The sequence below is a fragment of the Ectopseudomonas guguanensis genome (assembly GCF_900104265.1).
GTDB lineage: Bacteria > Pseudomonadota > Gammaproteobacteria > Pseudomonadales > Pseudomonadaceae > Aquipseudomonas > Aquipseudomonas guguanensis.
This window is the reverse complement of record NZ_FNJJ01000003.1, coordinates 17,993-40,276: the sequence shown is the minus strand read 5'-3', so window position 1 is coordinate 40,276 and position 22,284 is coordinate 17,993. Positions and strand designations below refer to the sequence as shown.

The following is a 22,284-nucleotide window of genomic DNA, read 5'->3' as shown; positions in this document are numbered from 1 at the left end:
AAGTGGCGTCCCCTAGGGGACTCGAACCCCTGTTACCGCCGTGAAAGGGCGGTGTCCTAGGCCACTAGACGAAGGGGACGCAAGACCCTGATCGTGAATCGATTCACATCGATTCTGGCACTCCCGAAGGAGTCGAGATTGGTGGAGCTAAACGGGATCGAACCGTTGACCTCTTGCATGCCATGCAAGCGCTCTCCCAGCTGAGCTATAGCCCCATCTCGAGGACGGGGCGCATGTTAAGAGCGCCCCGATTGGCTGTCAACAACATTTTTCCTGCCAGCCAAAAGTTTTTGCCACTAGAACAATTACTTAGGGCTATGCGACGAGCCGTAGGATGCGCCGCGCGCACCGCCGCAACCGAGGATACCCCGGTGCGCGCGGCGCACCCTATGTCAGGCGATGCTCGCCAGCAGCTTCTCCCACTCCTTGGTCTCTTTCTTCGAGGTGCCGCCGAGCAGCTCCAGCGCCTGACGCAGGCGGAAGCGGGTCAGATCCGGGCCGAGGATTTCCATGGCATCGAGCACCGACACCGAGCTGGCCTGGCCGGTAATGGCCGCGAACATCAGCGGCATGGCGTCACGCAGCTTCAGTTCCAGGTGCTCGACCACCGCCTGGATGCAGCCGGTGATGCGCTCCTTTTCCCACTGGCGCAGCGACTCGAGCTTCCACAGGATCAGCTGCATCAGCTGGCGCACCTGATCGGGCGACAGCTTCTTGTGCTCGAACAGCTTGGCGTCCAGGTTCAGCGCGCCGGAGAAGAAGAAGCCGGCCAGCGGTGCGATCTGGCTGAAGGTTTCCACCCTGCCCTGCACGTGCGGCGCGATCTTCATCAGATACTCGGGGTTGAGCGCCCACTTCTGCACTTCGGCGGCGAAGGTTTCCACCGGCAGCTCGCGCAGCCATTGACCGTTGAGCCAGGACAGTTTCTCCAGATCGAAGATCGGCCCGCCCAGCGACACGCGGTTGATGTCGAAGTGCTCGATCATCTCGTGCAGGGAGAACTTCTCGCGCTCGTCCGGCATCGACCAGCCCATGCGCCCCAGATAATTGAGCATGGCCTGCGGCAAGTAGCCCATTCGCTCGTAGAAGGTGATGCTGGTGGGGTTCTTACGCTTGGACAGCTTGCTCTTGTCCGGATTGCGCAGCAGCGGCATATAGCACAGCGCCGGCTGTTCCCAGCCGAAGTACTCGTACAGCTTGATCAGCTTGGGCGCCGACGGCAGCCATTCCTCGCCACGCAGCACATGGGTGATGCCCATCAGGTGGTCGTCGACCACGTTGGCCAGGAAGTAGGTGGGCAGGCCATCGGCCTTCATCAGCACCTGCATGTCCATGCGATCCCAGGGGATCTCGACGTCGCCACGCAGCATGTCCGGCACCACGCAGACGCCTTCGCTCGGCACCTTCATGCGCACCACGTGCGACTCGCCTGCAGCGATGCGACGCTGCGCCTCGGCCGGGTCGAGGTGCATGCAATGGCCGTCGTAGCGCGGGGTTTCCTTGTTGGCCATCTGCTGCGCGCGCACTTCGTCGAGGCGCTCGGCGGAGCAGAAGCACGGGAAGGCATGGCCCTTGGCGACCAGCTCGTCCGAGTACTGCTTGTAGATCTCGCCGCGCTCGCTCTGCCGGTACGGGCCATGCGGGCCGCCGACATCCGGACCCTCGTCCCATTCGATGCCCAGCCAACGCAGGGCGTCGAAGATCTGCTGCTCGGACTCGCGGGTCGAACGCAGTTGGTCGGTGTCTTCGATACGCAGGATGAACTGACCGCCGTGCTGGCGAGCGAAGCACAGGTTGAACAGTGCGATGTAGGCAGTGCCGACATGGGGATCGCCAGTCGGCGAAGGCGCGATACGGGTACGGACGGTGGTCATGAATGCTCTCGGAAGGAAGACACGAGGTGTTGAATCAAGCGGGCGATGTTAGCAGGCCGGCGCCCCCCGGCTCCAGCAGCCCGCCGCGGGTGATGGGCAAGCTGGCAATCAGAAAGTCGAGGAAGGTCTTGACCTTCATCGCCTGGAAGCGCCGCGACGGGTAAATGGCATAGACCTCGCCCACCGGCAGGCGCGCCTCGGGCAGCAGCTCGACCAGGCGCCCGCTGCGCACCGCCTCCTCGCTGATCATCACCGGCAGACCGGAGATACCCGCACCGGCCAGGGTCACCTCGCGGGCAAAGGTGATGTTGTTGCAGGTCATCACGCGCTGGCAGGGCAGATGCTCACCCAGCAGTGGCCAGTAGCGTGGGGCATCGTGCTGCAGGAGGATCGCCCGATGCCCCTCCAGCTCGGCGACGCTGCGCGGCGTACCGTGGGCAGCCAGGTAGGCAGGGCTGGCGCACAGGCGCCGGCCGCTCTCGAACAGCTTGCGCGCGATCAGGGTGGAATCCTGCGGCTGGCCGACCTGGATGGCGATGTCCACGCCCTCCTCCAGCGGGTCCACCGAGCGCGAGGTCAGTTCCACTTCGGCATCGATCTGCGGGTATTGGCGCATGAACTCGCCCAGCACTCGCCCAAGGAATAGCTGGCCGAACTCGATGGGTGAGGTAATGCGCAACAGCCCCGAGGGCTCGCGCTGCAGCTGCATCACCGCCTGCTCGGCCTCGGCGAAGTCGAGCATGATCTGCCGGCAACGCTCGTAATAGGCCTGTCCTACTTCGGTCAAACGCAACTTGCGCGTGGTGCGATTGAGCAGACGGACGCCCAGACGCTCCTCGAGCAGCGCGATGCGCCGACTAACTGTCGACTTCTGCATTCCCATGCTGGTCGCAGCCTGGGTGAAGCTGTGGCACTCCACCACTCGGGTAAAGATCAGTGCGTCATCGAGCCCCATGATTGTTCCTCATAAGCAACAAAGCATGCCAAGTCTAGAGTCTACTAGCGCAAAGGGAACATGGTTAAATTTACTTACATTTCTCTGCCGCATCCCGAGCCTCAAGCATGCCCGCCAAACTGCAACGCCGCCTTCTCGTCTTCGTGATTCTTCTGGCCCTTATCGTCGGCGCCCTGCTCGCTCAATGGCTGCTGATTGGCCGCTATCACGAGAGTACCGACAACGCCTACGTACAGGGCGAGATCACCCGTGTTTCCAGCCAATTGAATGCGCGCATCGAAAAGGTGCTGGTGCGCGACAACCAGCATGTGGAGGCTGGCCAGTTGCTGGCCGTGCTGGAAGACGCCGACTTCCGCCTGGCTCGCCAGCGCGCCCTCGCCGCTCTGGAAACCCACCAGGCCGAGCGTGCCCAGGCGCAGAGCAAGCTCGACCAGCAGGCCAGCCTGATTGCCGCCAGCCAGGCCGACGTCGCCGCCAGCCAGGCGACCCTCGATCGCGCCAAACTCGATCTCGGCCGCGCCCAGACCCTGCGCAAGCCGGGTTATGTCTCCGAAGAGCGGGTCACAACCCTGGCCGCCGACAATCGCGTGGCCCGCTCGCAAGTGGCCAAGGCCCAGGCCGATCTGCAGGCGCAGCGTCAGCAGGTGGCCAGCCTGGAAGCCGAGCTCAAGCGCCTGGACGCGCTGATTCTTTCCGCCGAGGCCGACCTGGAACAGGCCGACCTCAACCTCTCGCGCACACAGATTCACGCGCCAATCAGCGGCATGGTCGGCCAGCGCTCGGCCCGCGAAGGCCAGGTGGTGCAAAGCGGCGCCTACCTGCTGTCGCTGGTACCGGATCAGGACATCTGGATCCAGGCCAACTTCAAGGAAACCCAGATCGGCCGCATGCGCCCGGGACAAAAGGCCGAGCTGCTATTCGACAGCTATCCCGACACGCCCATCGAAGGCCGTATCGACAGTCTGTTCGCCGCCTCCGGCGCGCAGTTCAGCCTGCTACCGCCAGACAACGCCACCGGCAACTTCACCAAGGTGGTGCAGCGCATCCCGGTCAAGCTGACCTTCGCAGCCGACAATCCGCTGCGTGGACTGATCCGCCCCGGCATGTCGGTGGAAGTCACGGTCGATCTGCGCAGCGACGACAGCCATGGCGGGTGATGCGCTGATCCGCCCGACGGCGGAGCCCAGCCGCCGCGACTGGATTGCGGTGATGAGCGCCATGCTCGGCGCCTTCATGGCGGTGCTGGATATCCAGATCACCAACTCTTCACTCAAGGATATCCAAGGCGCACTGTCCGCCACCCTGGAGGAAGGTTCGTGGATTTCCACGTCCTATCTGGTGGCCGAGATCATCATGATCCCGCTGACCGCCTGGCTGGTGCAGTTGCTCTCGGCGCGGCGCCTGGCGGTATGGGTATCGGTGGGCTTTCTGATCGCCTCGCTGCTCTGCTCCCTGGCCTGGAGCCTGGAAAGCATGATCGTGTTCCGTGCTTTGCAGGGTTTCACCGGCGGCGCGCTGATCCCGCTGGCGTTCACCATGACGCTGATCAAGCTACCCGAGCAACACCGCGCCAAGGGCATGGCCCTGTTCGCCATCACCGCCACCTTCGCCCCCTCCATCGGTCCCACCCTCGGCGGCTGGCTGACCGAGAACTGGGGCTGGGAATACATCTTCTACATCAACGTGCCGCCCGGCCTGATCATGATCGCCGGGCTGCTCTATGGCCTGGAGAAGAAGGCGCCGCACTGGGAGCTGCTGAAGACCACCGACTACGCCGGCATCGTCACCCTGGGCCTCGGCCTGGGCTGCCTGCAAGTGTTTCTCGAAGAGGGTCACCGCAAGGACTGGCTGGAATCGCAACTGATCGTCGGCCTCGGCAGCGTGGCGCTGGTCAGCCTGATCCTGTTCGTGATCCTGCAGCTGTCTCGGCCCAACCCGCTGATCAACCTCGGCGTACTGCGCGAGCGCAATTTCGGCCTGGCCAGCATTTCCAGCCTGGGCCTCGGTGTCGGCCTGTATGGTTCGATCTACGTGCTGCCGCTGTACCTGGCACAAATCCAGGGCTACAACGCCATGCAGATCGGCGAAGTGATCATGTGGATGGGTGTACCCCAGCTGTTCCTGATTCCGCTGGTGCCCAGGCTGATGAAGGTCATCTCGCCGAAATGGCTGTGCGCCCTGGGTTTCGCCCTGTTCGGCGCGGCGAGCTTCTTCTCCGGGGTGCTCAACCCGGACTTCGCCGGCGAGCAGTTCCAGCACATCCAGATCATCCGCGCACTTGGCCAACCATTGGTGATGGTCACCGTGTCGCTGATCGCCACCGCCTACATCCTGCCGCAGGATGCCGGCTCGGCCTCGAGCCTGTTCAACATCCTGCGCAACCTCGGCGGCGCCATCGGCATCGCCCTGCTCGCGACCCTGCTGGATGCCCGCGCCAAGGTCTATTTCGACTACCTGCGCGAATCCATCGTGCCAACCAACCCGCAGGTCGAGGAGCGTCTGCAGCTGCTGACGCAGACCCTCGGCAGCGAACAGGCGGCCTTGGCCAGGCTCAGCCAGATCGTTCACGAACAAGCGACCATAATGGCCTACAACGATGCCTTCCACTTCATCGGCATCGCCCTAGGCGTGAGCATGCTGGCGATCCTGCTGACGCGGAAGCTGCCGCAGAACATGGCAGGCGGCGGCGCAGCTCACTGACCCCACCCTGTAGGAGCCGCGCCCCGCGGCGAATCGAGAGAACACCGCAAAACCAAAAGCTTCGCGCCTAGCGGGGCTCCAACAGGACCGTAGCCCGGATGTAATCCGGGGAGCTCGGGCTGCTGGCCCCGGATTGCATCCAGCTACGCGGTCTGCGGTATCCACCTTTGTGGGAGGCGCTTTAGCGGCGATGGTTTGTCGCGGCTGAAGCGGAATGCCGCCCAGCCGCTCCTACACACACCCCACAGGCACCGCCCTACCCTGTAGGAGCCGCGCCTCGCGGCGAATTGCAAGCACACCGCAAAACCGAAAGCTTCGCGCCGAGCGTGGCTCCAACAAGACCGTAGCCCGGATGTAATCCGGGGAGCTCGGGCTGCTGGCCCCGGATTGCATCCGGGCTACGCGGTCTGCGCTATCAACCTTTCTGGGAGGCGCTTTAGCGGCGATGGTTTGTCGCGGCTGAAGCCCCCCCACAGTGCGGCGGTCTTCCAGGCGGGGCATTTCGCGGCTGAAGCCACTCCTACACAAACGCGCCCTGCCTCAGCCACATCATCTCCACATCGAAAAAGCCCCGAGGCACGAGCATCGGGGCTTTCTTGTTACATGCAACGAATCAGCGATTGGCAGCGTTGCGACCGGGCTTTTTCTTGGTCTGCAGCAGGTGCGAGAAAACCGCGTGCAGATCGTCCGAGGCGCTTTCCTCGTCCAGGTTGAGCTTGCTGTCGATGTGATCCATGTGGTGCATCATCAGGTGTACCGCACGCTCAGCATCGCACGCCTCGATGGCGTCGATCAACTGGTTGTGTTCGTCGTAGGAGCAATGCGAGCGGCTGCCGCTTTCGTATTGGGCGATGATCAGCGAGGTCTGCGACACCAGGCTGCGCTGGAAGCTCACCAGCGGCGCATTGCGCGCGGCCTCGGCCAGCTTCAGGTGGAACTCGCCGGACAGGCGGATGCCGGCACCACGATCGCCGCGGGAGAAGCTGTCCTGCTCGTCCTTGACCATCTGCCGCAGCTCGGCCAGCTGCTCGGCGGTGGCATGCTCGACGGCCAGCTCGGTGATGGCGCGCTCGACCAGGCGGCGTGCATAGAAGATCTGCCGGGCTTCTTCGACGCTGGGGCTGGCCACCACCGCACCGCGGTTAGGGCGCAGCAGCACCACACCCTCGTGGGCCAGGCGCGACAGGGCGCGGCGAATGATGGTGCGGCTGACGCCGAAGATCTCACCCAGCGCCTCTTCGCTCAGCTTGGTGCCGGGCGCCAGGCGCTGCTCGAGAATGGCATCGAAAATGTGGGCATATACGACATCGTCCTGAGTCCCGCTGCGGCTGCTTTTGCCCGCACGCGGCTGCTTCTTCAGTGGCTGCAATTGATCGTTCATTCTGGCTCGCGTCAATGAGAGTCGGCGACACTGCGACTCTACTGTGTTCTACCCGGTGGCTGACAAGCTCCGAGCGAAAAAACATCAGAAAAAAATTCGCGCAATTGTACACAGATCAATCAGCTACCACACCTGACGCCATAGCTGCCCAATGGCGGCAGACTGCCTTCGGTTGAGCGCAGCGCATCAAATCCTTTCTTTATATATAGGCCCCGTCTCAGTTCATTAGCAGCTAAGGGCAGCCCACGGCTGGCAGATGACCGCCGAGGCAGCCAAAGACTCCTTTGCCAGCCATGATCTTATCTAATTGTTTTTAAAGACTTTTACTTTCAAGGCTCGAGGGATTGTCGCCAAATCCGGTCGCATGCATGCCCGCCCCGTCAACTGGTGCGATTAATGCAACATTAAAAACATTAATTGCATTTTTTGTATACAACCTCATAATCGCGCCTGAGTGACTTCTTGACCGCTCGGTCAACAACTTAGCCAGGAAGCACCGCCGAAAACACCGCCTGCCTCAGAGAGCATTGTTCTTGCGCAACGCTCTGGGCGGTACACAACAAGAGAGATGAGGAGTACCCGCTGTGGAAAGCGTCAAACAAGAACAACACGCGAATCAACTGGCAAGAGGTGGCCTGCTCGACCGCTTCTTCAAACTGACCGAGCACCGCACCACCATCAAGACCGAGCTGCTGGCCGGCCTGACGACCTTCGTCACCATGGCCTACATCATCTTCGTCAACCCCAACATCATGGCCGGCGCCGGTATCGACCATGGCGCCGCCTTCGTCGCCACCTGCATCGGCGCAGCCCTGGGCTGCTTCCTGATGGGGCTGTACGCCAACTGGCCGGTGGGCCTGGCACCAGGCATGGGCCTGAACGCCTTCTTCACCTACACCGTCGTCGGTGAAATGGGCTACAGCTGGCAGATCGCCCTCGGCGCGGTGTTCATCTCCGGCGTGCTGTTCATGATCATGAGCCTGTCGAAGATCCGCGAATGGCTGCTCAACAGCATCCCGATGAGCCTGCGCTTCGCCATGGGCGCCGGGGTCGGCCTGTTCCTCGGCCTGATCGGCCTGAAGACCGCCGGCATCGTCGTCGACAGCCCGGCTACCCTGCTGACCATGGGCTCGTTCGGCAATCCTTCCGCGCTGCTCGCCGCGGTGTGCTTCCTGCTGATCGCCGTGCTCAGCCACCGCAACGTATTCGGCGCCATTTTGTTCAGCATGCTCGGCGTCACCGCCCTGGGCTGGGCCCTGGGCCTGGTGGAATATGGCGGCCTGGTGTCGATGCCACCGAGCCTGGCGCCGACCTTCCTGGCCATGGACATTGCCGGCGCATTCAATGTGGGCATGATCAGCGTGATCCTGGCCTTCCTCTTCGTGAACATGTTCGACACCGCCGGCACCCTGATGGGCGTGGCCCACCGCGCCAACCTGGTGGACGAAGACGGCAAGATCCACAACCTGTCCAAAGCGCTGAAGGCCGACTCCACCTCCAGCGTGGTGGGCGCCATGGTCGGCTGTCCGCCGGTGACCAGCTACGTCGAGAGCGCTTCGGGCGTGGCCGCCGGTGGCCGCACCGGGTTGACCGCCGTCACCGTCGGCATCCTGTTCCTCGCCGCGATGTTCTTCGCCCCGCTGGCCGGCATGATCCCCGCCTACGCCACCGCCGGCGCGCTGATCTACGTGGCGATGCTGATGATGAGCGGCATGGCGCACATCGACTGGAAGGATCACACCGACACCATTCCAGCCATCGTCACGGTGGTGATGATGCCGCTGACCTTCTCCATCGCCAACGGCATCGCCCTGGGCTTCCTTACCTACGCGACGCTGAAGCTGCTGACCGGCCAGCGCGACAAGGTATCGCTGAGCCTGTATGTGCTGTGCGTGATCTTCATCGCCAAGTTCGCCTTCCTCTAAGGGCACACCCTTCGTTGATCGAAGCCCCGGCCTTGTGCCGGGGCTTTTCGTTTGGTCGCAATGACAGGCGCGCTTGTCGCGAGCATATCGCCGGCCCCGGATTTCATCCGGGCTACGGGTCGCTCGTAGGGTGCGCCGCGCGCACCGGATTCAAGGCGCGGCACGGTGCCACGCGGGGTTCCGGTGCGCACGGCGCACCCTACACGCAGACGAAAAAAAGCCCGCAGTGTGAGCGGGCGTAAGGACTCGAACGAGTCTGAGGGTGACAAGCATTCGTCTGGCAGGCTGTTGGCCCGCCAGTCAGTCAGCTACCGCGGTAGGTGGAGTAGCTGTAAGGGGAAATCAGGAGCGGCACGTGGTAGTGCTCCTGGCCGGCATCGATGCCGAAGCGCAGTACCACCACATCGAGGAAGGCCGGCTCGGGCAGTTTCACGCCACGGGCACGGTAGTAGTCGCCGGCATGGAAGTGCAGCTGATACACGCCCGTGCGGTAGTCATCGCCCTGCAGCACCGGCGCATCGCAACGGCCGTCGTGGTTGGTGGTCACGCTGTTGATCAGCTCCAGCTGCGCGCCTTCGACGCGATACAGCTCGACCTTGATGTCACTCCCTGGGCAGCCGTGTGCGGCGTCCAGTACATGCGTAGTCAAACGTCCCATGGGTCTCGGATGCTCGTGGCGACCTGCGCCCAACGAACACCACACCTCCTCTACTCTGTTGAAATCGGCTCGTCGCAATGCTCCGACGCAATGGCAGGATAGCACGCAGAGGAAATATAAAACACTTTACGCATAAATTGTACACAATAAATTCCATTCGGATGCCGTCGACGCACCAAAGCGGTTCACTGCTTATTCGATCGCGAGCCAGCAGCTACGCAGCGATCAGCATCCGTTGCTGACCATTCAGGCAATTTTCCCTGCACGCCGTGCAACGAAGAAAATGATGAAAAGTCGATTTACAAACGGCAACTAACTTTGTATACAATTAACCATCCCGGTCGCGCAGCCACCCCTTGCCAGGCGCGCAGTGACCGCCACGATCCAGATAGGAAGACTGCAGTGAACGCTGATTACCCACGCGATTTGATCGGCTACGGCGCCAACCCGCCCCATCCGCACTGGCCGGGCGATGCCCGCATCGCCCTGTCCTTCGTGCTCAATTACGAGGAAGGCGGCGAGCGCAACATCCTCCACGGCGACAAGGAGTCCGAGGCCTTCCTCTCCGAGATGGTCGCCGCCCAGCCGCTGCAGGGCCAGCGCAACCTGTGCATGGAGTCGCTCTACGAATACGGCAGCCGAGCCGGTGTCTGGCGCCTGCTCGAGCTGTTCAGGAAGCACGACATCCCGCTGACCATCTTCGCCGTGGCCATGGCCGCCCAGCGTCACCCCGAGGTGATCCGCCAGATGGTCGCCGCCGGCCACGAGATCTGCAGCCACGGTTACCGCTGGATCGACTATCAGAATGTCGACGAAACCACCGAGCGCGAGCACATGCTCGAGGCCATCCGCATCCTCACCGAGCTGACCGGCGAGCGCCCAGTGGGCTGGTATACCGGCCGCCTGGGGCCGAACACCCGGCGCATCGTGCGCGAGGAAGGCGGCTTCCTCTACGACTCCGACACCTACGACGACGACCTGCCCTACTGGGACCCGGCCAGCACCGCGGAGAAGCCGCACCTGGTGATCCCCTACACCCTGGACACCAACGACATGCGCTTCACCCAGGTGCAGGGCTTCAACAAGGGCGACGATTTCTTCGAATACCTCAAGGATGCCTTCGACGTGCTCTACGCCGAAGGCCAGGCAGGCGCGCCGAAGATGCTGTCGATCGGTATGCACTGCCGCCTGCTCGGCCGTCCGGCGCGCCTGGCCTCGTTGGCGCGCTTCATCGACTACGTGAAGAGCCATGACAAGGTCTGGTGCGCCCGCCGCGTCGACATCGCCAGGCACTGGCACGCCACCCACCCCTTCCGCGCGACCGAATGAGAGAGCCGTCCATGAGCCGTTTCCAGACCCTGACCCCTTCCAAGCTGAGCCGCGACGAGTTCGTCGCAGCCTTCGCCGACATCTACGAGCACTCGCCCTGGGTGGCCGAGAAGGCTTACGACCTCGGCCTGGACGCGTCGGTAGACGAGATCGACGGCCTGCAGCAGCGCATGGCCGACATCCTCCTGTCCGCCAGTCATGAGGCGCAACTGGCGCTGATCAACGCGCACCCGGATCTGGCCGGCAGGGCCGCCATCCGCGGCGAGCTGACCGCTTCGAGCACCGCCGAACAGTCCGGCGCCGGCATCCACGAATGCACCGCCGAGGAGTTCGCCCGCTTCACCGAACTCAACGACGCCTACAAGGCCAAGTTCGGCTTCCCCTTCATCAAGGCCGTCAAGGGCAGCAACCGCCACCAGATCCTGGCCGCCTTCGAGGAGCGCATTCACAACACGCCGGAGCAGGAATTCGCCACCGCCCTGGCCGAGATCAACAAGATCGCCCTCTTCCGTCTGCAGCAGCTGTAACGGCTGGCGCAGCCCAACAAACCGAATCGAACAAGTAGAACAGCCATGCGTAGCCTGACCATCGAGCCCCTGAGCAAAGAAGCCTTCGCCCCCTTCGGTGACGTGATCGAAACCGAGGGCAGCGACTTCTTCATGATCAACAACGGCTCCACCCGCCGCTATCACAAGCTGGCCACCGTGGAGACCGCGCAGCCGGAGGACAAGGCCATCATCAGCATCTTCAGCGCCGAAGCCCTGGAGATGCCGCTGACCATCCGCATGCTGGAACGCCATCCGCTGGGCAGCCAGGCTTTCATTCCGCTGCTCGGCAACCCCTTTCTGATCGTGGTCGCGCCAGTTGGCGATGTACCTGTATCAGGGTCCGTCCGTGCCTTCCTCAGCAATGGCAGGCAGGGCGTCAATTACCATCGCGGCGTCTGGCACCACCCGGTGCTGACGATCGAAAAGCGGGATGACTTCCTGGTGGTTGATCGCAGTGGTTCCGGCAACAACTGCGATGAGCATTTCTTCAATGAGGACGAGCTCCTTCTCCTCAACCCCCACCAATAAGAGAAGCCCGGGGCTGGCGTGCCTCCCCCGGGAAAGAGGTACAGATCGTGGAAGCACATTTCACCGAATGGCTAAACCTGGGCATCCGCTGGATCCATATGATCACCGGTATCGCCTGGATCGGCGCATCCTTCTATTTCGTCTGGCTGGAGAACAACCTCAACCGGAGCAACCCACGCGAGGGCCTGTCGGGCGACCTCTGGGCGATTCACGGTGGCGGTATCTACCACCTGGAAAAGTACAAGCTGGCCCCACCGAAAATGCCGGAGAACCTGCACTGGTTCAAATGGGAGGCCTATGCCACCTGGCTGTCGGGCGTCGCCCTGCTGCTGGTGGTGTACTACCTCAACCCCAGCCTGTACCTGGTCAAGCCGGGCGTCGAGCTGTCCCCGGCGATGGGTATCGCCATCGGCCTCGGTTCCATGGCGATCAGCTATGTGATCTACCACTTCCTCTGCGACTCGCCGCTGGGCAAGCGCCCCGCCCTGCTCGGCGCCGTGCTGTTCGTGCTGATCATCGCCGCCGCCTATGGCTTCAGCCAGATCTTCAGCGGCCGCGCGGCGTACATCCATGTCGGCGCGATCATCGGCACCATCATGGTCGGCAACGTGTTCTTCACCATCATGCCGGCCCAGCGTGCGCTGGTTAAGGCCATCGAAGAGAACCGTACGCCCGATCCCGTATTGCCGGCCAAGGGCCTGCTGCGCTCGCGCCACAACAACTACTTCACCCTGCCGGTGCTGTTCATCATGATCAGCAACCACTTCCCGAGCACCTACGGCAGCCAGTACAACTGGGCGATCCTGGCCGGTATCGCGATTCTGGCCGTGCTGGTGCGCCACTACTTCAACACCCGCCACGACAGCAGCAAGTACGTCTGGACCCTGCCGGCCGCAGCGCTGGGCATGATCTGCCTGGCTTATGTCACCTCTCCAGCGCACCGCGCGCCAGCTGCTGCGCCAGTAGCAGCCGTCGAACAGCCGGCCCGCACAACCCCGGCCAAGGTCGAGCAAGCAAGCCCGGCAGCAGCTCCTGTCGAGCAAGCCGCCAGCACGGACGGCGCACCAGCCGCCAATGCGGGGGCGAGCGACTTCGCCCAGGTCGAGAGCGTGATCCATGAGCGCTGCACCGTGTGCCACTCGGCCAACCCGACCAGCCCGATGTTCAGCGCAGCGCCGGCCGGCCTGATGCTCGACACCCCCGAGCAGATGAAGGCGCAGGCGGCGAAGATCCATGCGCAGACCGTGGCCACGCAGATCATGCCGCTGGGCAACATCACCCAGATGACCCAGGAAGAACGCGACCTGATCGGCAGCTGGATCGCCGAGGGCGCGCAGATCAACTGATTGCCACACATGTCGCGCCCGTGAATGGGCGCGGCATCTTTTTAAGGTTATGCCCCCTGTTAGCCATGGCCAGGTGTTGCAGGGCAGGCTCAGGGGCCTGTGGTGGACCCGTGCACTCCGCTTTAGCCCACGCTCATCACCGTTGGTGGGCTGAAGCCCACCCTACGACCGCGGCTGCCCTCCCCGGCTACCTCCTGCCGAGGTGCCGCCTGCAGCACCTCCCCATGAACCGCCGGCAGCGAAAGCTGACCGGCGGTTCATTTTTTGTGCACAATCCAAAAATAAATTGTTTTTAACCGTGTCCACAAATTGTTATAGTCGAAATATTCTGACCGACCAGACAGCTTTGCAGGTCGATCAGTTCAGAGGTGCCGTGAAGCCTCGTGCAAGCCCATGACCGTATAAAAACAACTGGCAGGCTATGACATGACCACAGACAGCAACACCCCTACCCCCGCTGCCCCTTCCGGCAATAGCGACCTGATCTACCAGCTGGACGACACGCCAGCGTTCGCGCCAGCCATCTTCGCGGCGCTGCAGCATGTGCTGGCCAGCTTCGTCGGCATCATCACCCCCACCCTGATCGTCGGCAGCGCGCTGGGCCTCGGCGCTCATGTGCCGTATCTGGTGAGCATGGCGCTGTTCGTCTCCGGCCTCGGCACCTTCGTTCAGGCCAAGCGCATCGGCCCGATCGGCTCCGGCCTGCTGTGCCTGCAGGGCACCAGTTTCGGCTTTCTCAGCGTGATCCTGAGTGCCGGCTTCATCGTCAAGGGGCGCGGCGCCAGCGAGGAGGAGATACTCGCCGCGCTGTTCGGCATCTGCTTCTGCGCCGCCTTCGTCGAGATCGTCTTCAGCCAGTTCATCAACAAGCTGCGCAAGGTGATCACCCCGGTGGTGACCGGTACCATCATCTGCCTGATGGGCCTGTCGCTGATCAAGGTGGGCATGACCGATCTAGCCGGCGGTTACGGCGCAGCGGATCTCGGCGCCCTGCACCACCTGGCCCTCGGCGGCCTGGTACTGGGCACCATCGTCCTGCTCAACCGCGCCTCCTCGCAGGTGTTGCGCCTGTCGGCGGTGATCATCGGCCTGGCCCTGGGCTTCGCGGTGGCCTGGTTCACCGGCCGGGTGGACTTCGCCAACATGGCCGAGGTGCCGCTGATCAGCGTGCCGCAGCCTTTCAAGTACGGCTTCGGCTTCGACTGGATCGCCTTCGTGCCCATCGCCGTGATCTTCCTGATCACCCCGCTGGAAACCGCCGGCGATCTGACCGCCAACTCGATCATCTCCAAACAGCCGGTCAAGGGGCCGCTGTACATGCGCCGGATCAAGTCCGGGGTGCTGGCCGACGGCTGCAACTCGGCGGTCGCCGCCATGTTCAACAGCCTGCCGATGACCACCTTCAGCCAGAACAACGGGGTGATCCAGCTCACCGGCGTGGCCAGCCGTCACGTGGCCTTCTATATCGCCGGCATCCTGGTGCTGCTCGGCCTGTTCCCGGCAGTCGGCGCGGTGCTGCAATTGATGCCCAAGCCTGTATTGGGCGGCGCCACCCTGATCATGTTCGGTACCGTCGCCGTGGCCGGTATCAAGATCCTCAGCGAAGCCGGCCTGCACCGTCGCAATGTGCTGATCGTGGCCATCTCGCTGGGCATGGGCCTGGGCGTGGCCGGCGTGCCGGACGTGCTGTCGCACATGCCCGACGTGCTGAAGAACATCTTCGGCTCGCCCATCACCATCGGCGCCTTCAGTGCCATTCTGCTCAACATCTTCCTGCCCGATGAAGCTCACGAAGTGGAGGAAGACGACTACGATCCCGAAGCGCACCTGCACACCGTGCTGCAGAACCGCGAGGACGACGATCACATCGACGACAGCAGCCTGAAGACCCTGAGCCGCGACCTGGCCACCACCACACGCTCCGGCTGATCCCCTTTTACCCTTACCCCTCCCGGTGCTGCGCCGCCGGGAGTTGTCCGCTTGCACGCCAACAATAAGGAAAACCCATGAAACTCAAGCATCTGCCTCACTGCTTCGCGCTCTCTGCCGGCCTGCTCGCCGGCCAGCAGGCCCTCGCCGGCGACCTGCTGTACTGGCAGGACAACAGCCTGTCCTACCTGTATGGCGAGAACTTCCAGCGCATGAACTTCAATGGCGAGGAGCAGCGCACCCAGACCACCTTCACCTTCGAGCACGCCAGCGGCTGGGTCTGGGGCGACGTCTTCTATTTCCTCGACTACATCAGCGCCGACAACGTGCAGTCGCGCGGCAGCTTCGACAACGGCACCTTCCGCCAGCATGACAAGAATTCCTTCTACTACATGGAATTCTCCCCGCGCATCAGCCTGAGTTGGCTGACCGGGCAGAAGCTGGCTGCCGGTCCGATCAAGGACGTCTACGCCGCCTTCACCTACGAGAAAGGCGAAGGCGGCCCCGGCCCGGAGAACTACCTGTACGGCGTCGGCCTGGACTGGGAGATTCCCGGCTTCAACTACTTCAAGACCAATCTGTACCGGGTCAAGATCAACAACCACACCTTCTTCAAGGATGCCGACAGCAACGGCTACGCCACCCAGCTGACCGTCAGCGCCGCGTACCCCTTCAGCCTGGGCGATCAGGATTTCGTCGTCGACGGCTTCGTCGACTGGCGCTCGCCGTCGCGCGATGCCGGCACCCAGACCTCGGTGGGCTCCTCGATCCAGGTCAAGTGGGACGCCGGCAAGGCCCTGTTCGGCAAGGAGCGCCAGCTCTACGTCGGCACCGAGATCAACATGTGGCGCGCCAAGTACGGCGTGAAACCGGTGGATGGTTCGGGCGATCGCTTCGACCAGACGGCTGTGCAGGCACTGGTCAAGTACCACTTCTGACCACTGCCGCAACGAACTTGGCCGACGTCGGGTAGGGACGGCGGCCGGGTAAAAAGGGGGACGGGCGTTCGCGCCCTTCCCCCTTTTTCTTTGCACCGAACGGAAAGGCTGGTGCGCACGGCGCACCCTACGAATGCGCACCCAGTGCACACGGCCATCTACCTCGGGCCGTGGGGTGCGCCGTGCGCACCGCCTTTATCAAACCGGCTTGAATCGCCGCACCAACCCGGCGCTCCGCAATCAGGGCAGGCACCGCATCGGTGCAGAATCGGGCCGCCTATCCGGCTTTTTCATCAACGACTTGCAAGCACTCAACTGACCGCAAGGTCAAGTTTTTGATCACAATATTTCTATTTTTTGTGTGCAATCTGTCCGAAAGCCATATTCAGCAACGAATTTTCTGTGTACAAGACAAACAGGTTCCTACCGAAACACTGTTGAAATGGCTGTATACACAGATTCAGTCATGACACGAATACAAAATCGGAACGAAACCTGCAGACAAACCTCCTCATACGCCGTCGCGGCGCAAGAACAAAACTGGGAGCTGTCCATGTCCAACGCCGAAGATTTCCGCATCAAGCACATCGATACCTCGCTGCACAACGAGGATCTCGCCCCCCTGGCTCCCGAGAAACGTACCTGGGGCTGGTTCGAGATCTTCAACGTCTGGTCGAACGACATTCAGAGTCTGTTCGGCTACACCCTGGCGGCGACGCTGTTCATCTCCTACGGGCTCAATGGCTGGGCGGTACTGGCCGGCATCGTCCTCGCCGGCTTCATCGTCATGGGCCTGGTACAGCTGACCGGCAAACCCAGCGTCAAGTACGGCATTCCCTTCCCGGTGTTCGCCCGCGCCAGCATGGGTGTGCGCGGCGCCAACTTCCCCGCCCTGGTACGCGGTATCGTCGCCATCTTCTGGTACGGCGTGCAGACCTACTTCGCCTCCACCGCGGTGGCGCTGCTGCTCAACTCGCTGCTGCAACCGCAGGACCCGGCCGTATACATGGGCCTGACCGCCATCGGCTGGCTGTCCTACGTGATCGTCTGCCTGTTCCAGGTGGCGTTGTTCGTCTGCGGCATGAGCTGGATCACCCGCTTCCTCAACTGGGCCGGGCCGCTGGTGTATGTGGTGATGATCGCGCTGATGGGCCTGATCTGGTACAAGGCCGGCCCCAGCCTGCTCAGTGAACTGGGCAACATCTTCAGTGGCACCGGTGAATACAAGGCCGGCCCGGTGGCTGCCTTCTTCGCGGTGGTCGGCACCATGGTCGCCTACTTCGCCGCGGTGGTGATCAACTATGGCGACTTCGCCCGCTTCGTCAAAAGCGAGAAGCAGATGACCATCGGCAACTTCCTCGGCCTGCCGGTGAGCCTGGCGTTCTTCTCGCTGATCGCCCTGGTGATCACCGCGGGTACCGTGGTGGTGTTCGGCGAGACGCTGACCAACCCCACCGACATCGTCGCGCGCGTCGATAACCTGACCCTGACCATCATCGCCGCGCTGACCTTCTTCGCCGCGACCGTGGGCATCAATCTGGTGGCCAACTTCATCCCGCCGGCCTATGACCTGGCCAACCTGGCCCCGGCACATATCAGCGCGCGCACCGGCGGCTTCATCACCGCCGGCATCGCCTTCTTCATCGGCGCGCTGTGGGTCGCCTTCATCAGCAACGTCGGCATCGCCGCCTTCGTCGACACCCTCGGCGCCGTGCTGGCGCCGCTGTACGGCATCATCGTCGTCGACTATTACCTGGTGCGCCGGCGCAAGCTCGACCTGCAGCAGCTGTTCAGCGCCGAAGTCGGCTCGGCCTACTACTTCGACGGCGGCTGGAACCGCAAGGCGCTGATCGCCTTTGCCATCGCCTCGGTGTTCTCCGTCGCGTCGGTCTGGGCGCCCGTTCTGACCCAGCTGTCGGGCTATTCCTGGCTGCTTGGCGCCCTGCTCGGCGCGCTACTGCACTACGGTCTGATGCGCGGCCAGGCGCAGGCGCTGAAGCGCGCCGACGCCACCCTCTAACAGGCTGTTGAAAAACTACCTGCGTTGCCATTGCTGCGTTAAAAACAGGCTCAAAATGCTCATTTACAACTCGTAAACTCCGCTTTTTCGCCTGTTTTTGCCTTGCACTGGCTGCCTCACCTACGCTTTTCAACGGCCTGCTAAGCCCTTATCGAGTGGACAAAGCCGGCGCCTGTGCGCCGGCTTTGGCTTTCTGGCGCTCGAAATAGTCCACTTTCCATTGCTCCAGGCCGAGGTAGTCGCTATCGAGATTGGCCTCTACGCGATGACTCGCCTTGAGCGCCGCCACCTGTGCCGAGCGCTCGACGAGAAAGCGATCGAAACGGGCGATCAGTTGCGGATGACGCAGGCTCGACAGGTGGAAGCTGCCGCGGGTGTGCGGCAGCTTGGGGTCGAACACCAGCGCACCGGGCCGTGCGCGGATGTTGTCCAGATAATGCGTGGCCACCACCACGTTGAAGTAGGCGCCATCGGTGTCCTGCTTCAACGCCTGACGGATCATCTGGCGTAGATCGTCGCTGTAGCTCAGCTGGATCTGCCCGCTGTCGATGGCTTGCTCGTAACCGCGCGGCGTCCAGCCCCGGACCATGGCCAGACGACCGAGCCTCTCCACTGCCTGCCCCTTTCGCTGCGGTGCCACCAGCACGCCGTCGACGTAATCGACCACGGCCTGACTGTAGTGCAGCGTCATGCCGGCCTTCTGCGCGCCGGCCCAATGCGGACTGTCGGGGTACTTGAGATCGATCTCGCCACGCTGCAGGGCCGGCAGCAACTGATCCACGGGTAGCGCCTTGTAGCTCAGGCCGACACCGCTGTCGGCGGCGAAGGCATCCAGCACTTCTCGGGCAAAACCACGGTACTGGCCCTCGCCATCGAGGCTGTAATGCGGCGCGAACGGCAACTCCTCGACGCCGACTATGTAGGTCTGCGCCAGGGCAGCAGGCGTCAGCAAAAGGGTGGAAAACAGGCACAGAAGAACGGGCTTCATTGAAAGCCTCCTTATTGTTGTTATGGGAATCCGATCAGACGGGCTCAGCCACCGGTCATGCTCATGAAGCGCACCACCTGGACCTGCTCGTCGGTGGCGAAGTGGTGCCGCTCGGGCTTCAGACGCAACGCCTCGATCAAAGCCTGACGCAGGCGCTCGCTGTCCCACGGATGGGCGCGCAACAGGCGCTTGAGATCCAGCGCGTTGTCGTGGCCGAGGCAGAGCACCAGCTTGCCTTCGGCAGTGACCCGCACGCGGTTGCAGTCGCCGCAGAAGTTGTGGCTGTGCGGGGAGATGAATCCCACCTGGGTCTGCGTGCCGACCACCTGCCAGTAGCGCGAAGGGCCACCAGTCACCTTGCTGCTGCGCACCAGCGCATGGCGCTGTTCGATACGCTGGCGCACCTCGTCGCTGGAGCAGAAGGTCTGCTCGCGACTGTGGCTGACCACGCTGCCCAGCGGCATTTCCTCGATGAAGCTGATATCCAGGCCGCGCTCGATGGCAAACTCGACCAGATCGAGCACCTCGTCGTCGTTGCGCCCGCTCTGCACCACGCTGTTGAGCTTGATCCTGTCGAAGCCGGCGGCGCGCGCGGCGTCGATGCCGGCCAGCACCTGGTCGAGCTTGTCGCGGCGGGTGAAGGCGGCGAAGCGCTCGCGCTGCAGGGAATCCAGGCTGATGTTCAGCCGGCGCACACCGGCCGCACGCAAGGGCGCCGCCATCTCGGCCAGCTGCGAGCCATTGGTGGTAATCGCCAGGTCATCCAGCTCGTCACGCTCGCCCAGGCGCTGCAGCAGGCTCAGCAGATTCTTGCGTACCAGCGGTTCGCCACCGGTGATACGAATACGCCGCACGCCAAGGCCGATAAAGGCGTCGGCCACAGCATAGAGTTCTTCCAGGCTGAGGATCTGCTGGCGCGGGGCGAACTGCATGTCTTCGCTCATGCAGTAGGTGCAGCGAAAGTCGCAGCGATCGGTCACCGACAAACGCAGGTAGGTGATACGCCGCCCGAAGGGATCGACGAGTTGGTTCGTGTGCACAGCGGGTCTCCTGCAGCGTCACGCGCCGAGACTTTTTGTCATGGATGTCGCTGCGAAGGATAAAAACAGAAAAGCCATTTCTTGTATACAGAAATTTGACTCAAGAGTCAGATAGCAGCTGCGCAGCCCGTGGCCGCTGCCTTGAGCCTCGCGCAAAGCCGGTGCTACCATGCCCGACCGCCGTCCGGCGGCAGAGGAAAACACAGGGCCTTATGACCAGCATTCGCGAGCGTAACAAAGAGCTCATCCTGCGCGCGGCCAGCGAAGAGTTCGCCGACAAGGGCTTCGCCGCCACCAAGACCAGCGATATCGCGGCCAAGGCCGGCCTGCCCAAGCCCAATGTCTACTACTACTTCAAGTCCAAGGAAAACCTCTACCGCGAGGTCCTGGAAAGCATCATCGAGCCGCTGCTGGCCGCGTCTGCGCCCTTCAACCAGCCGGGCCACCCGAGCGAGGTACTGACCGCCTACATCCGCTCGAAGATCCGTATTTCCCGCGAGCTGCCGCATGCCTCCAAGGTGTTTGCCAGCGAGATCATGCACGGTGCCCCGCACCTGTCGCCGGAGCAGACCGAACAGCTCAACGACCAGGCCAAGCACAACATCGCCTGCATCCAGCGCTGGATCGACCAGGGCCTGATGGCCAAAGTCGACCCACACCACCTGCTGTTCAGCATCTGGGCCGCGACCCAGACCTACGCCGACTTCGACTGGCAGATTTCCACCGTCACCGGCAAGGCCAGCCTGGACGACGCCGACTACGAAGCCGCGGCGCAGACCATCATCCGCCTGGTGCTCAAGGGCTGCGAAGTCGCCCCGGCGCCGTCGACGGCGTCCGAGCTGGTCAGCAGCGTCTAGCGGCTGACCGCCGTAGGGTGCGCCATGCGCACCAAGACTTCCCGAACTCCGCGTAATGAATTCGGTGCGCGCGGCGCACCCTACGAAGAGTCAGGGGCATCTCCGAAAGTCCGCAGGATGGATCGCGCCTTACCGATCCACCGCTCTGGTGGATGTAAAAGCGACACCTACCCTACGCACTACGTCGAGCCAGCCACATACGCCAGTCCGTAGGGTGCGCCGTGCGCACCAAGACTTCCCGAACTCGACGTACTGAATTCGGTGCGCGCGGCGCACCCTACGAAGAGTCAGGGGCATCTCCGAAAGTCCGCAGGATGGATCGCGCCTTACCGATCCACCGCTCTGGTGGATGTAAAAGCGACATCTACCCTACGCACTACGTCGAGCCAGCGACATACGCCAGTCCGTAGGGTGCGCCGTGCGCACCAAAGGCTTCCCGAACGTCCGCGTCATAAGTCGGTGCGCGCGGCGCACCCTACGGGCCGCAGCCCGGATGCAATCCGGGGCATAGGGCGCACCGGCGGTAAAGTCGGTGCGCACGGCACACCCTACACCCCGGCATCCGCCTTCAGGCCCAGCGACTCCAGCGCGCTGACTGCACACTGCTCGTCGATATCCGAGGTGTCGCCGGTGATGCCGACGGCGCCGATCACTTCGCCGCGGTCGTCGCGGATCAATACCCCGCCCGGCGCCGGCACCAGGCTGCCCTGGGCCAGATTGTTCACCGCCCCGATAAAGGCCGGGCGCTGCTGCGCGTCGGCGGCGATCAGGCGCGAGCCCTTGCCCAGGGCCAGCGCGCCCCAGGCCTTGCCGATGGCGATCTGCGGGCGCAGCAGGCTGGCGCCGTCCTCGCGCTGCAGGCTGATCAGATGCCCGCCGGCATCCAGCACGGCGACGGTCAGCGGCGCCGCCTTTATCTCGCGGCCCACGGCCAGGGCGCGGTTGCCGATGGCGTTGGCGGTTTGCAGGTTCAAGTGGCTCATGGTGATGACTCCTAAGTGACAAAGGGAACGAACACCCGAAGCACCACCGCTTGGCGTACGGCGGCATGCCCCGAGCAATCCAAAGCTCGCCCTCACTATCCCACCAGAAACAAAAACTTCAATACCTACATACAATATTATTTATCATTGTATACAGTTATTCGAGCATTGCGGTCGACCACCCGGCTAATCCCGCTCAAACAGGCGTTTTAAAAGAAATCCGCCGCGGCGACAGACTGCCTCGGAAAAAATGTTGACCGCGAAGTCATGGCCTGCATAGAATCC

Annotated in this window: 18 protein-coding genes and 2 tRNA genes; 11 read left to right on the top strand and 9 right to left on the bottom strand. The window is 62.9% G+C overall.

The window, feature by feature from the left end:
- Positions 1 to 3 precede the first annotated feature (3 nt).
- The 4 genes from BLS61_RS04905 to BLS61_RS04890 all read right to left on the bottom strand — a co-directional run bounded on the left by BLS61_RS04905 (position 4) and on the right by BLS61_RS04890 (position 2,829).
- Positions 4 to 79 (bottom strand) — tRNA-Glu (locus tag BLS61_RS04905).
- Between the two features lie 60 nt (positions 80 to 139).
- Positions 140 to 215, bottom strand: a tRNA-Ala gene (locus BLS61_RS04900).
- Between the two features lie 177 nt (positions 216 to 392).
- Positions 393 to 1,874 carry a glutamate--tRNA ligase gene (gene gltX / locus BLS61_RS04895; protein WP_090428166.1) on the bottom strand — a complete coding sequence of 494 codons (1,482 nt, stop codon included), beginning with the start codon at positions 1,872 to 1,874 and terminating at the stop codon, positions 393 to 395.
- Positions 1,875 to 1,908: 34 nt separating this feature from the next.
- Positions 1,909 to 2,829: a LysR family transcriptional regulator gene (locus BLS61_RS04890; RefSeq protein WP_090428163.1), complete on the bottom strand. Its 921-nt coding sequence runs from the start codon at positions 2,827 to 2,829 to the stop codon at positions 1,909 to 1,911.
- 107 nt (positions 2,830 to 2,936) lie between these two features.
- On the opposite strand from BLS61_RS04890, the gene BLS61_RS04885 reads away from it, so the two are divergent.
- Both BLS61_RS04885 and BLS61_RS04880 read left to right on the top strand, forming a co-directional pair.
- Complete coding sequence (locus BLS61_RS04885; RefSeq protein WP_090428161.1) at positions 2,937 to 3,986, top strand: HlyD family secretion protein; 1,050 nt, start codon at positions 2,937 to 2,939, stop codon at positions 3,984 to 3,986.
- Positions 3,976 to 5,529: an MDR family MFS transporter gene (locus tag BLS61_RS04880; RefSeq protein ID WP_090428158.1), complete on the top strand. Its 1,554-nt coding sequence runs from the start codon at positions 3,976 to 3,978 to the stop codon at positions 5,527 to 5,529. The genes BLS61_RS04885 and BLS61_RS04880 overlap by 11 nt, the downstream gene beginning before the upstream one ends.
- Positions 5,530 to 6,142: 613 nt before the next feature.
- On the opposite strand, the gene BLS61_RS04875 is transcribed toward BLS61_RS04880, so the two are convergent.
- Positions 6,143 to 6,910: a GntR family transcriptional regulator gene (locus BLS61_RS04875; RefSeq protein ID WP_090428155.1), complete on the bottom strand. Its 768-nt coding sequence runs from the start codon at positions 6,908 to 6,910 to the stop codon at positions 6,143 to 6,145.
- Positions 6,911 to 7,494: 584 nt separating this feature from the next.
- Here BLS61_RS04875 and BLS61_RS04870 point away from each other — a divergent pair.
- Positions 7,495 to 8,835, top strand: a complete 1,341-nt coding sequence (locus BLS61_RS04870) for an NCS2 family permease (RefSeq protein WP_090428152.1) — start codon at positions 7,495 to 7,497, stop codon at positions 8,833 to 8,835.
- Between the two features lie 304 nt (positions 8,836 to 9,139).
- Here the strand turns inward: BLS61_RS04870 and uraH are convergent, their stop codons facing one another.
- Positions 9,140 to 9,493, bottom strand: coding sequence for a hydroxyisourate hydrolase (uraH, locus tag BLS61_RS04865; RefSeq protein WP_003243320.1), 354 nt, complete (start codon positions 9,491 to 9,493; stop codon positions 9,140 to 9,142).
- Between the two features lie 402 nt (positions 9,494 to 9,895).
- On the opposite strand from uraH, the gene puuE reads away from it, so the two are divergent.
- From puuE to BLS61_RS04830, 7 genes are all read left to right on the top strand, one after another.
- A complete protein-coding gene (puuE, locus tag BLS61_RS04860; protein ID WP_090428149.1) occupies positions 9,896 to 10,822 on the top strand; it encodes an allantoinase PuuE in 927 nt (308 codons plus the stop codon).
- An 11-nt stretch (positions 10,823 to 10,833) separates the two neighbouring features.
- Positions 10,834 to 11,349: a 2-oxo-4-hydroxy-4-carboxy-5-ureidoimidazoline decarboxylase gene (gene uraD / locus BLS61_RS04855; protein ID WP_090428148.1), complete on the top strand. Its 516-nt coding sequence runs from the start codon at positions 10,834 to 10,836 to the stop codon at positions 11,347 to 11,349.
- A gap of 45 nt (positions 11,350 to 11,394) precedes the next feature.
- A complete protein-coding gene (locus tag BLS61_RS04850) occupies positions 11,395 to 11,898 on the top strand; it encodes an ureidoglycolate lyase (protein ID WP_090428145.1) in 504 nt (167 codons plus the stop codon).
- A 47-nt stretch (positions 11,899 to 11,945) separates the two neighbouring features.
- Positions 11,946 to 13,244: a urate hydroxylase PuuD gene (locus BLS61_RS04845; RefSeq protein ID WP_090428142.1), complete on the top strand. Its 1,299-nt coding sequence runs from the start codon at positions 11,946 to 11,948 to the stop codon at positions 13,242 to 13,244.
- A gap of 426 nt (positions 13,245 to 13,670) precedes the next feature.
- On the top strand, positions 13,671 to 15,173 hold the full coding sequence (locus BLS61_RS04840; RefSeq protein ID WP_208598771.1) for a nucleobase:cation symporter-2 family protein: 1,503 nt from the start codon (positions 13,671 to 13,673) through the stop codon (positions 15,171 to 15,173).
- A gap of 77 nt (positions 15,174 to 15,250) precedes the next feature.
- Positions 15,251 to 16,111 carry an outer membrane protein OmpK gene (locus BLS61_RS04835; protein ID WP_090428136.1) on the top strand — a complete coding sequence of 287 codons (861 nt, stop codon included), beginning with the start codon at positions 15,251 to 15,253 and terminating at the stop codon, positions 16,109 to 16,111.
- Between the two features lie 553 nt (positions 16,112 to 16,664).
- Positions 16,665 to 18,131 (top strand): NCS1 family nucleobase:cation symporter-1, encoded by a 1,467-nt coding sequence (locus BLS61_RS04830; RefSeq protein WP_090428133.1) that lies wholly within the window; start codon positions 16,665 to 16,667, stop codon positions 18,129 to 18,131.
- Between the two features lie 148 nt (positions 18,132 to 18,279).
- Here BLS61_RS04830 and BLS61_RS04825 read toward each other — a convergent pair whose 3' ends face one another.
- Both BLS61_RS04825 and moaA read right to left on the bottom strand, forming a co-directional pair.
- The gene (locus tag BLS61_RS04825) at positions 18,280 to 19,119 is read right to left on the bottom strand and encodes a transporter substrate-binding domain-containing protein (RefSeq protein ID WP_090428130.1); all 840 of its coding nucleotides are present in this window, start codon (positions 19,117 to 19,119) and stop codon (positions 18,280 to 18,282) included.
- A gap of 44 nt (positions 19,120 to 19,163) precedes the next feature.
- The gene (moaA, locus tag BLS61_RS04820; protein WP_090428127.1) at positions 19,164 to 20,159 is read right to left on the bottom strand and encodes a GTP 3',8-cyclase MoaA; all 996 of its coding nucleotides are present in this window, start codon (positions 20,157 to 20,159) and stop codon (positions 19,164 to 19,166) included.
- A 212-nt stretch (positions 20,160 to 20,371) separates the two neighbouring features.
- Between moaA and BLS61_RS04815 the strand changes: the two genes are divergently transcribed.
- A complete protein-coding gene (locus BLS61_RS04815; protein WP_003243302.1) occupies positions 20,372 to 21,016 on the top strand; it encodes a TetR/AcrR family transcriptional regulator in 645 nt (214 codons plus the stop codon).
- A gap of 548 nt (positions 21,017 to 21,564) precedes the next feature.
- On the opposite strand, the gene BLS61_RS04810 is transcribed toward BLS61_RS04815, so the two are convergent.
- A complete protein-coding gene (locus BLS61_RS04810) occupies positions 21,565 to 21,999 on the bottom strand; it encodes a GlcG/HbpS family heme-binding protein (RefSeq protein ID WP_090428125.1) in 435 nt (144 codons plus the stop codon).
- Positions 22,000 to 22,284: the final 285 nt, after the last annotated feature.

Bases quoted from the DNA above. Each gene is read 5' to 3' on its own strand.
- BLS61_RS04880 (WP_090428158.1), top strand. From the start codon at position 3,976: ATGGCGGGTGATGCGCTGATCCGCCCGACGGCGGAGCCCAGCCGCCGC.
- BLS61_RS04815 (WP_003243302.1), top strand. From the start codon at position 20,372: ATGACCAGCATTCGCGAGCGTAACAAAGAGCTCATCCTGCGCGCGGCC.
- BLS61_RS04840 (WP_208598771.1), top strand. From the start codon at position 13,671: ATGACCACAGACAGCAACACCCCTACCCCCGCTGCCCCTTCCGGCAAT.
- BLS61_RS04835 (WP_090428136.1), top strand. From the start codon at position 15,251: ATGAAACTCAAGCATCTGCCTCACTGCTTCGCGCTCTCTGCCGGCCTG.
- BLS61_RS04825 (WP_090428130.1), bottom strand. From the start codon at position 19,119: ATGAAGCCCGTTCTTCTGTGCCTGTTTTCCACCCTTTTGCTGACGCCT.
- gltX (WP_090428166.1), bottom strand. From the start codon at position 1,874: ATGACCACCGTCCGTACCCGTATCGCGCCTTCGCCGACTGGCGATCCC.
- BLS61_RS04885 (WP_090428161.1), top strand. From the start codon at position 2,937: ATGCCCGCCAAACTGCAACGCCGCCTTCTCGTCTTCGTGATTCTTCTG.
- uraD (WP_090428148.1), top strand. From the start codon at position 10,834: ATGAGCCGTTTCCAGACCCTGACCCCTTCCAAGCTGAGCCGCGACGAG.
- BLS61_RS04890 (WP_090428163.1), bottom strand. From the start codon at position 2,829: ATGGGGCTCGATGACGCACTGATCTTTACCCGAGTGGTGGAGTGCCAC.
- BLS61_RS04850 (WP_090428145.1), top strand. From the start codon at position 11,395: ATGCGTAGCCTGACCATCGAGCCCCTGAGCAAAGAAGCCTTCGCCCCC.
- BLS61_RS04875 (WP_090428155.1), bottom strand. From the start codon at position 6,910: ATGAACGATCAATTGCAGCCACTGAAGAAGCAGCCGCGTGCGGGCAAA.
- uraH (WP_003243320.1), bottom strand. From the start codon at position 9,493: ATGGGACGTTTGACTACGCATGTACTGGACGCCGCACACGGCTGCCCA.
- BLS61_RS04810 (WP_090428125.1), bottom strand. From the start codon at position 21,999: ATGAGCCACTTGAACCTGCAAACCGCCAACGCCATCGGCAACCGCGCC.
- BLS61_RS04830 (WP_090428133.1), top strand. From the start codon at position 16,665: ATGTCCAACGCCGAAGATTTCCGCATCAAGCACATCGATACCTCGCTG.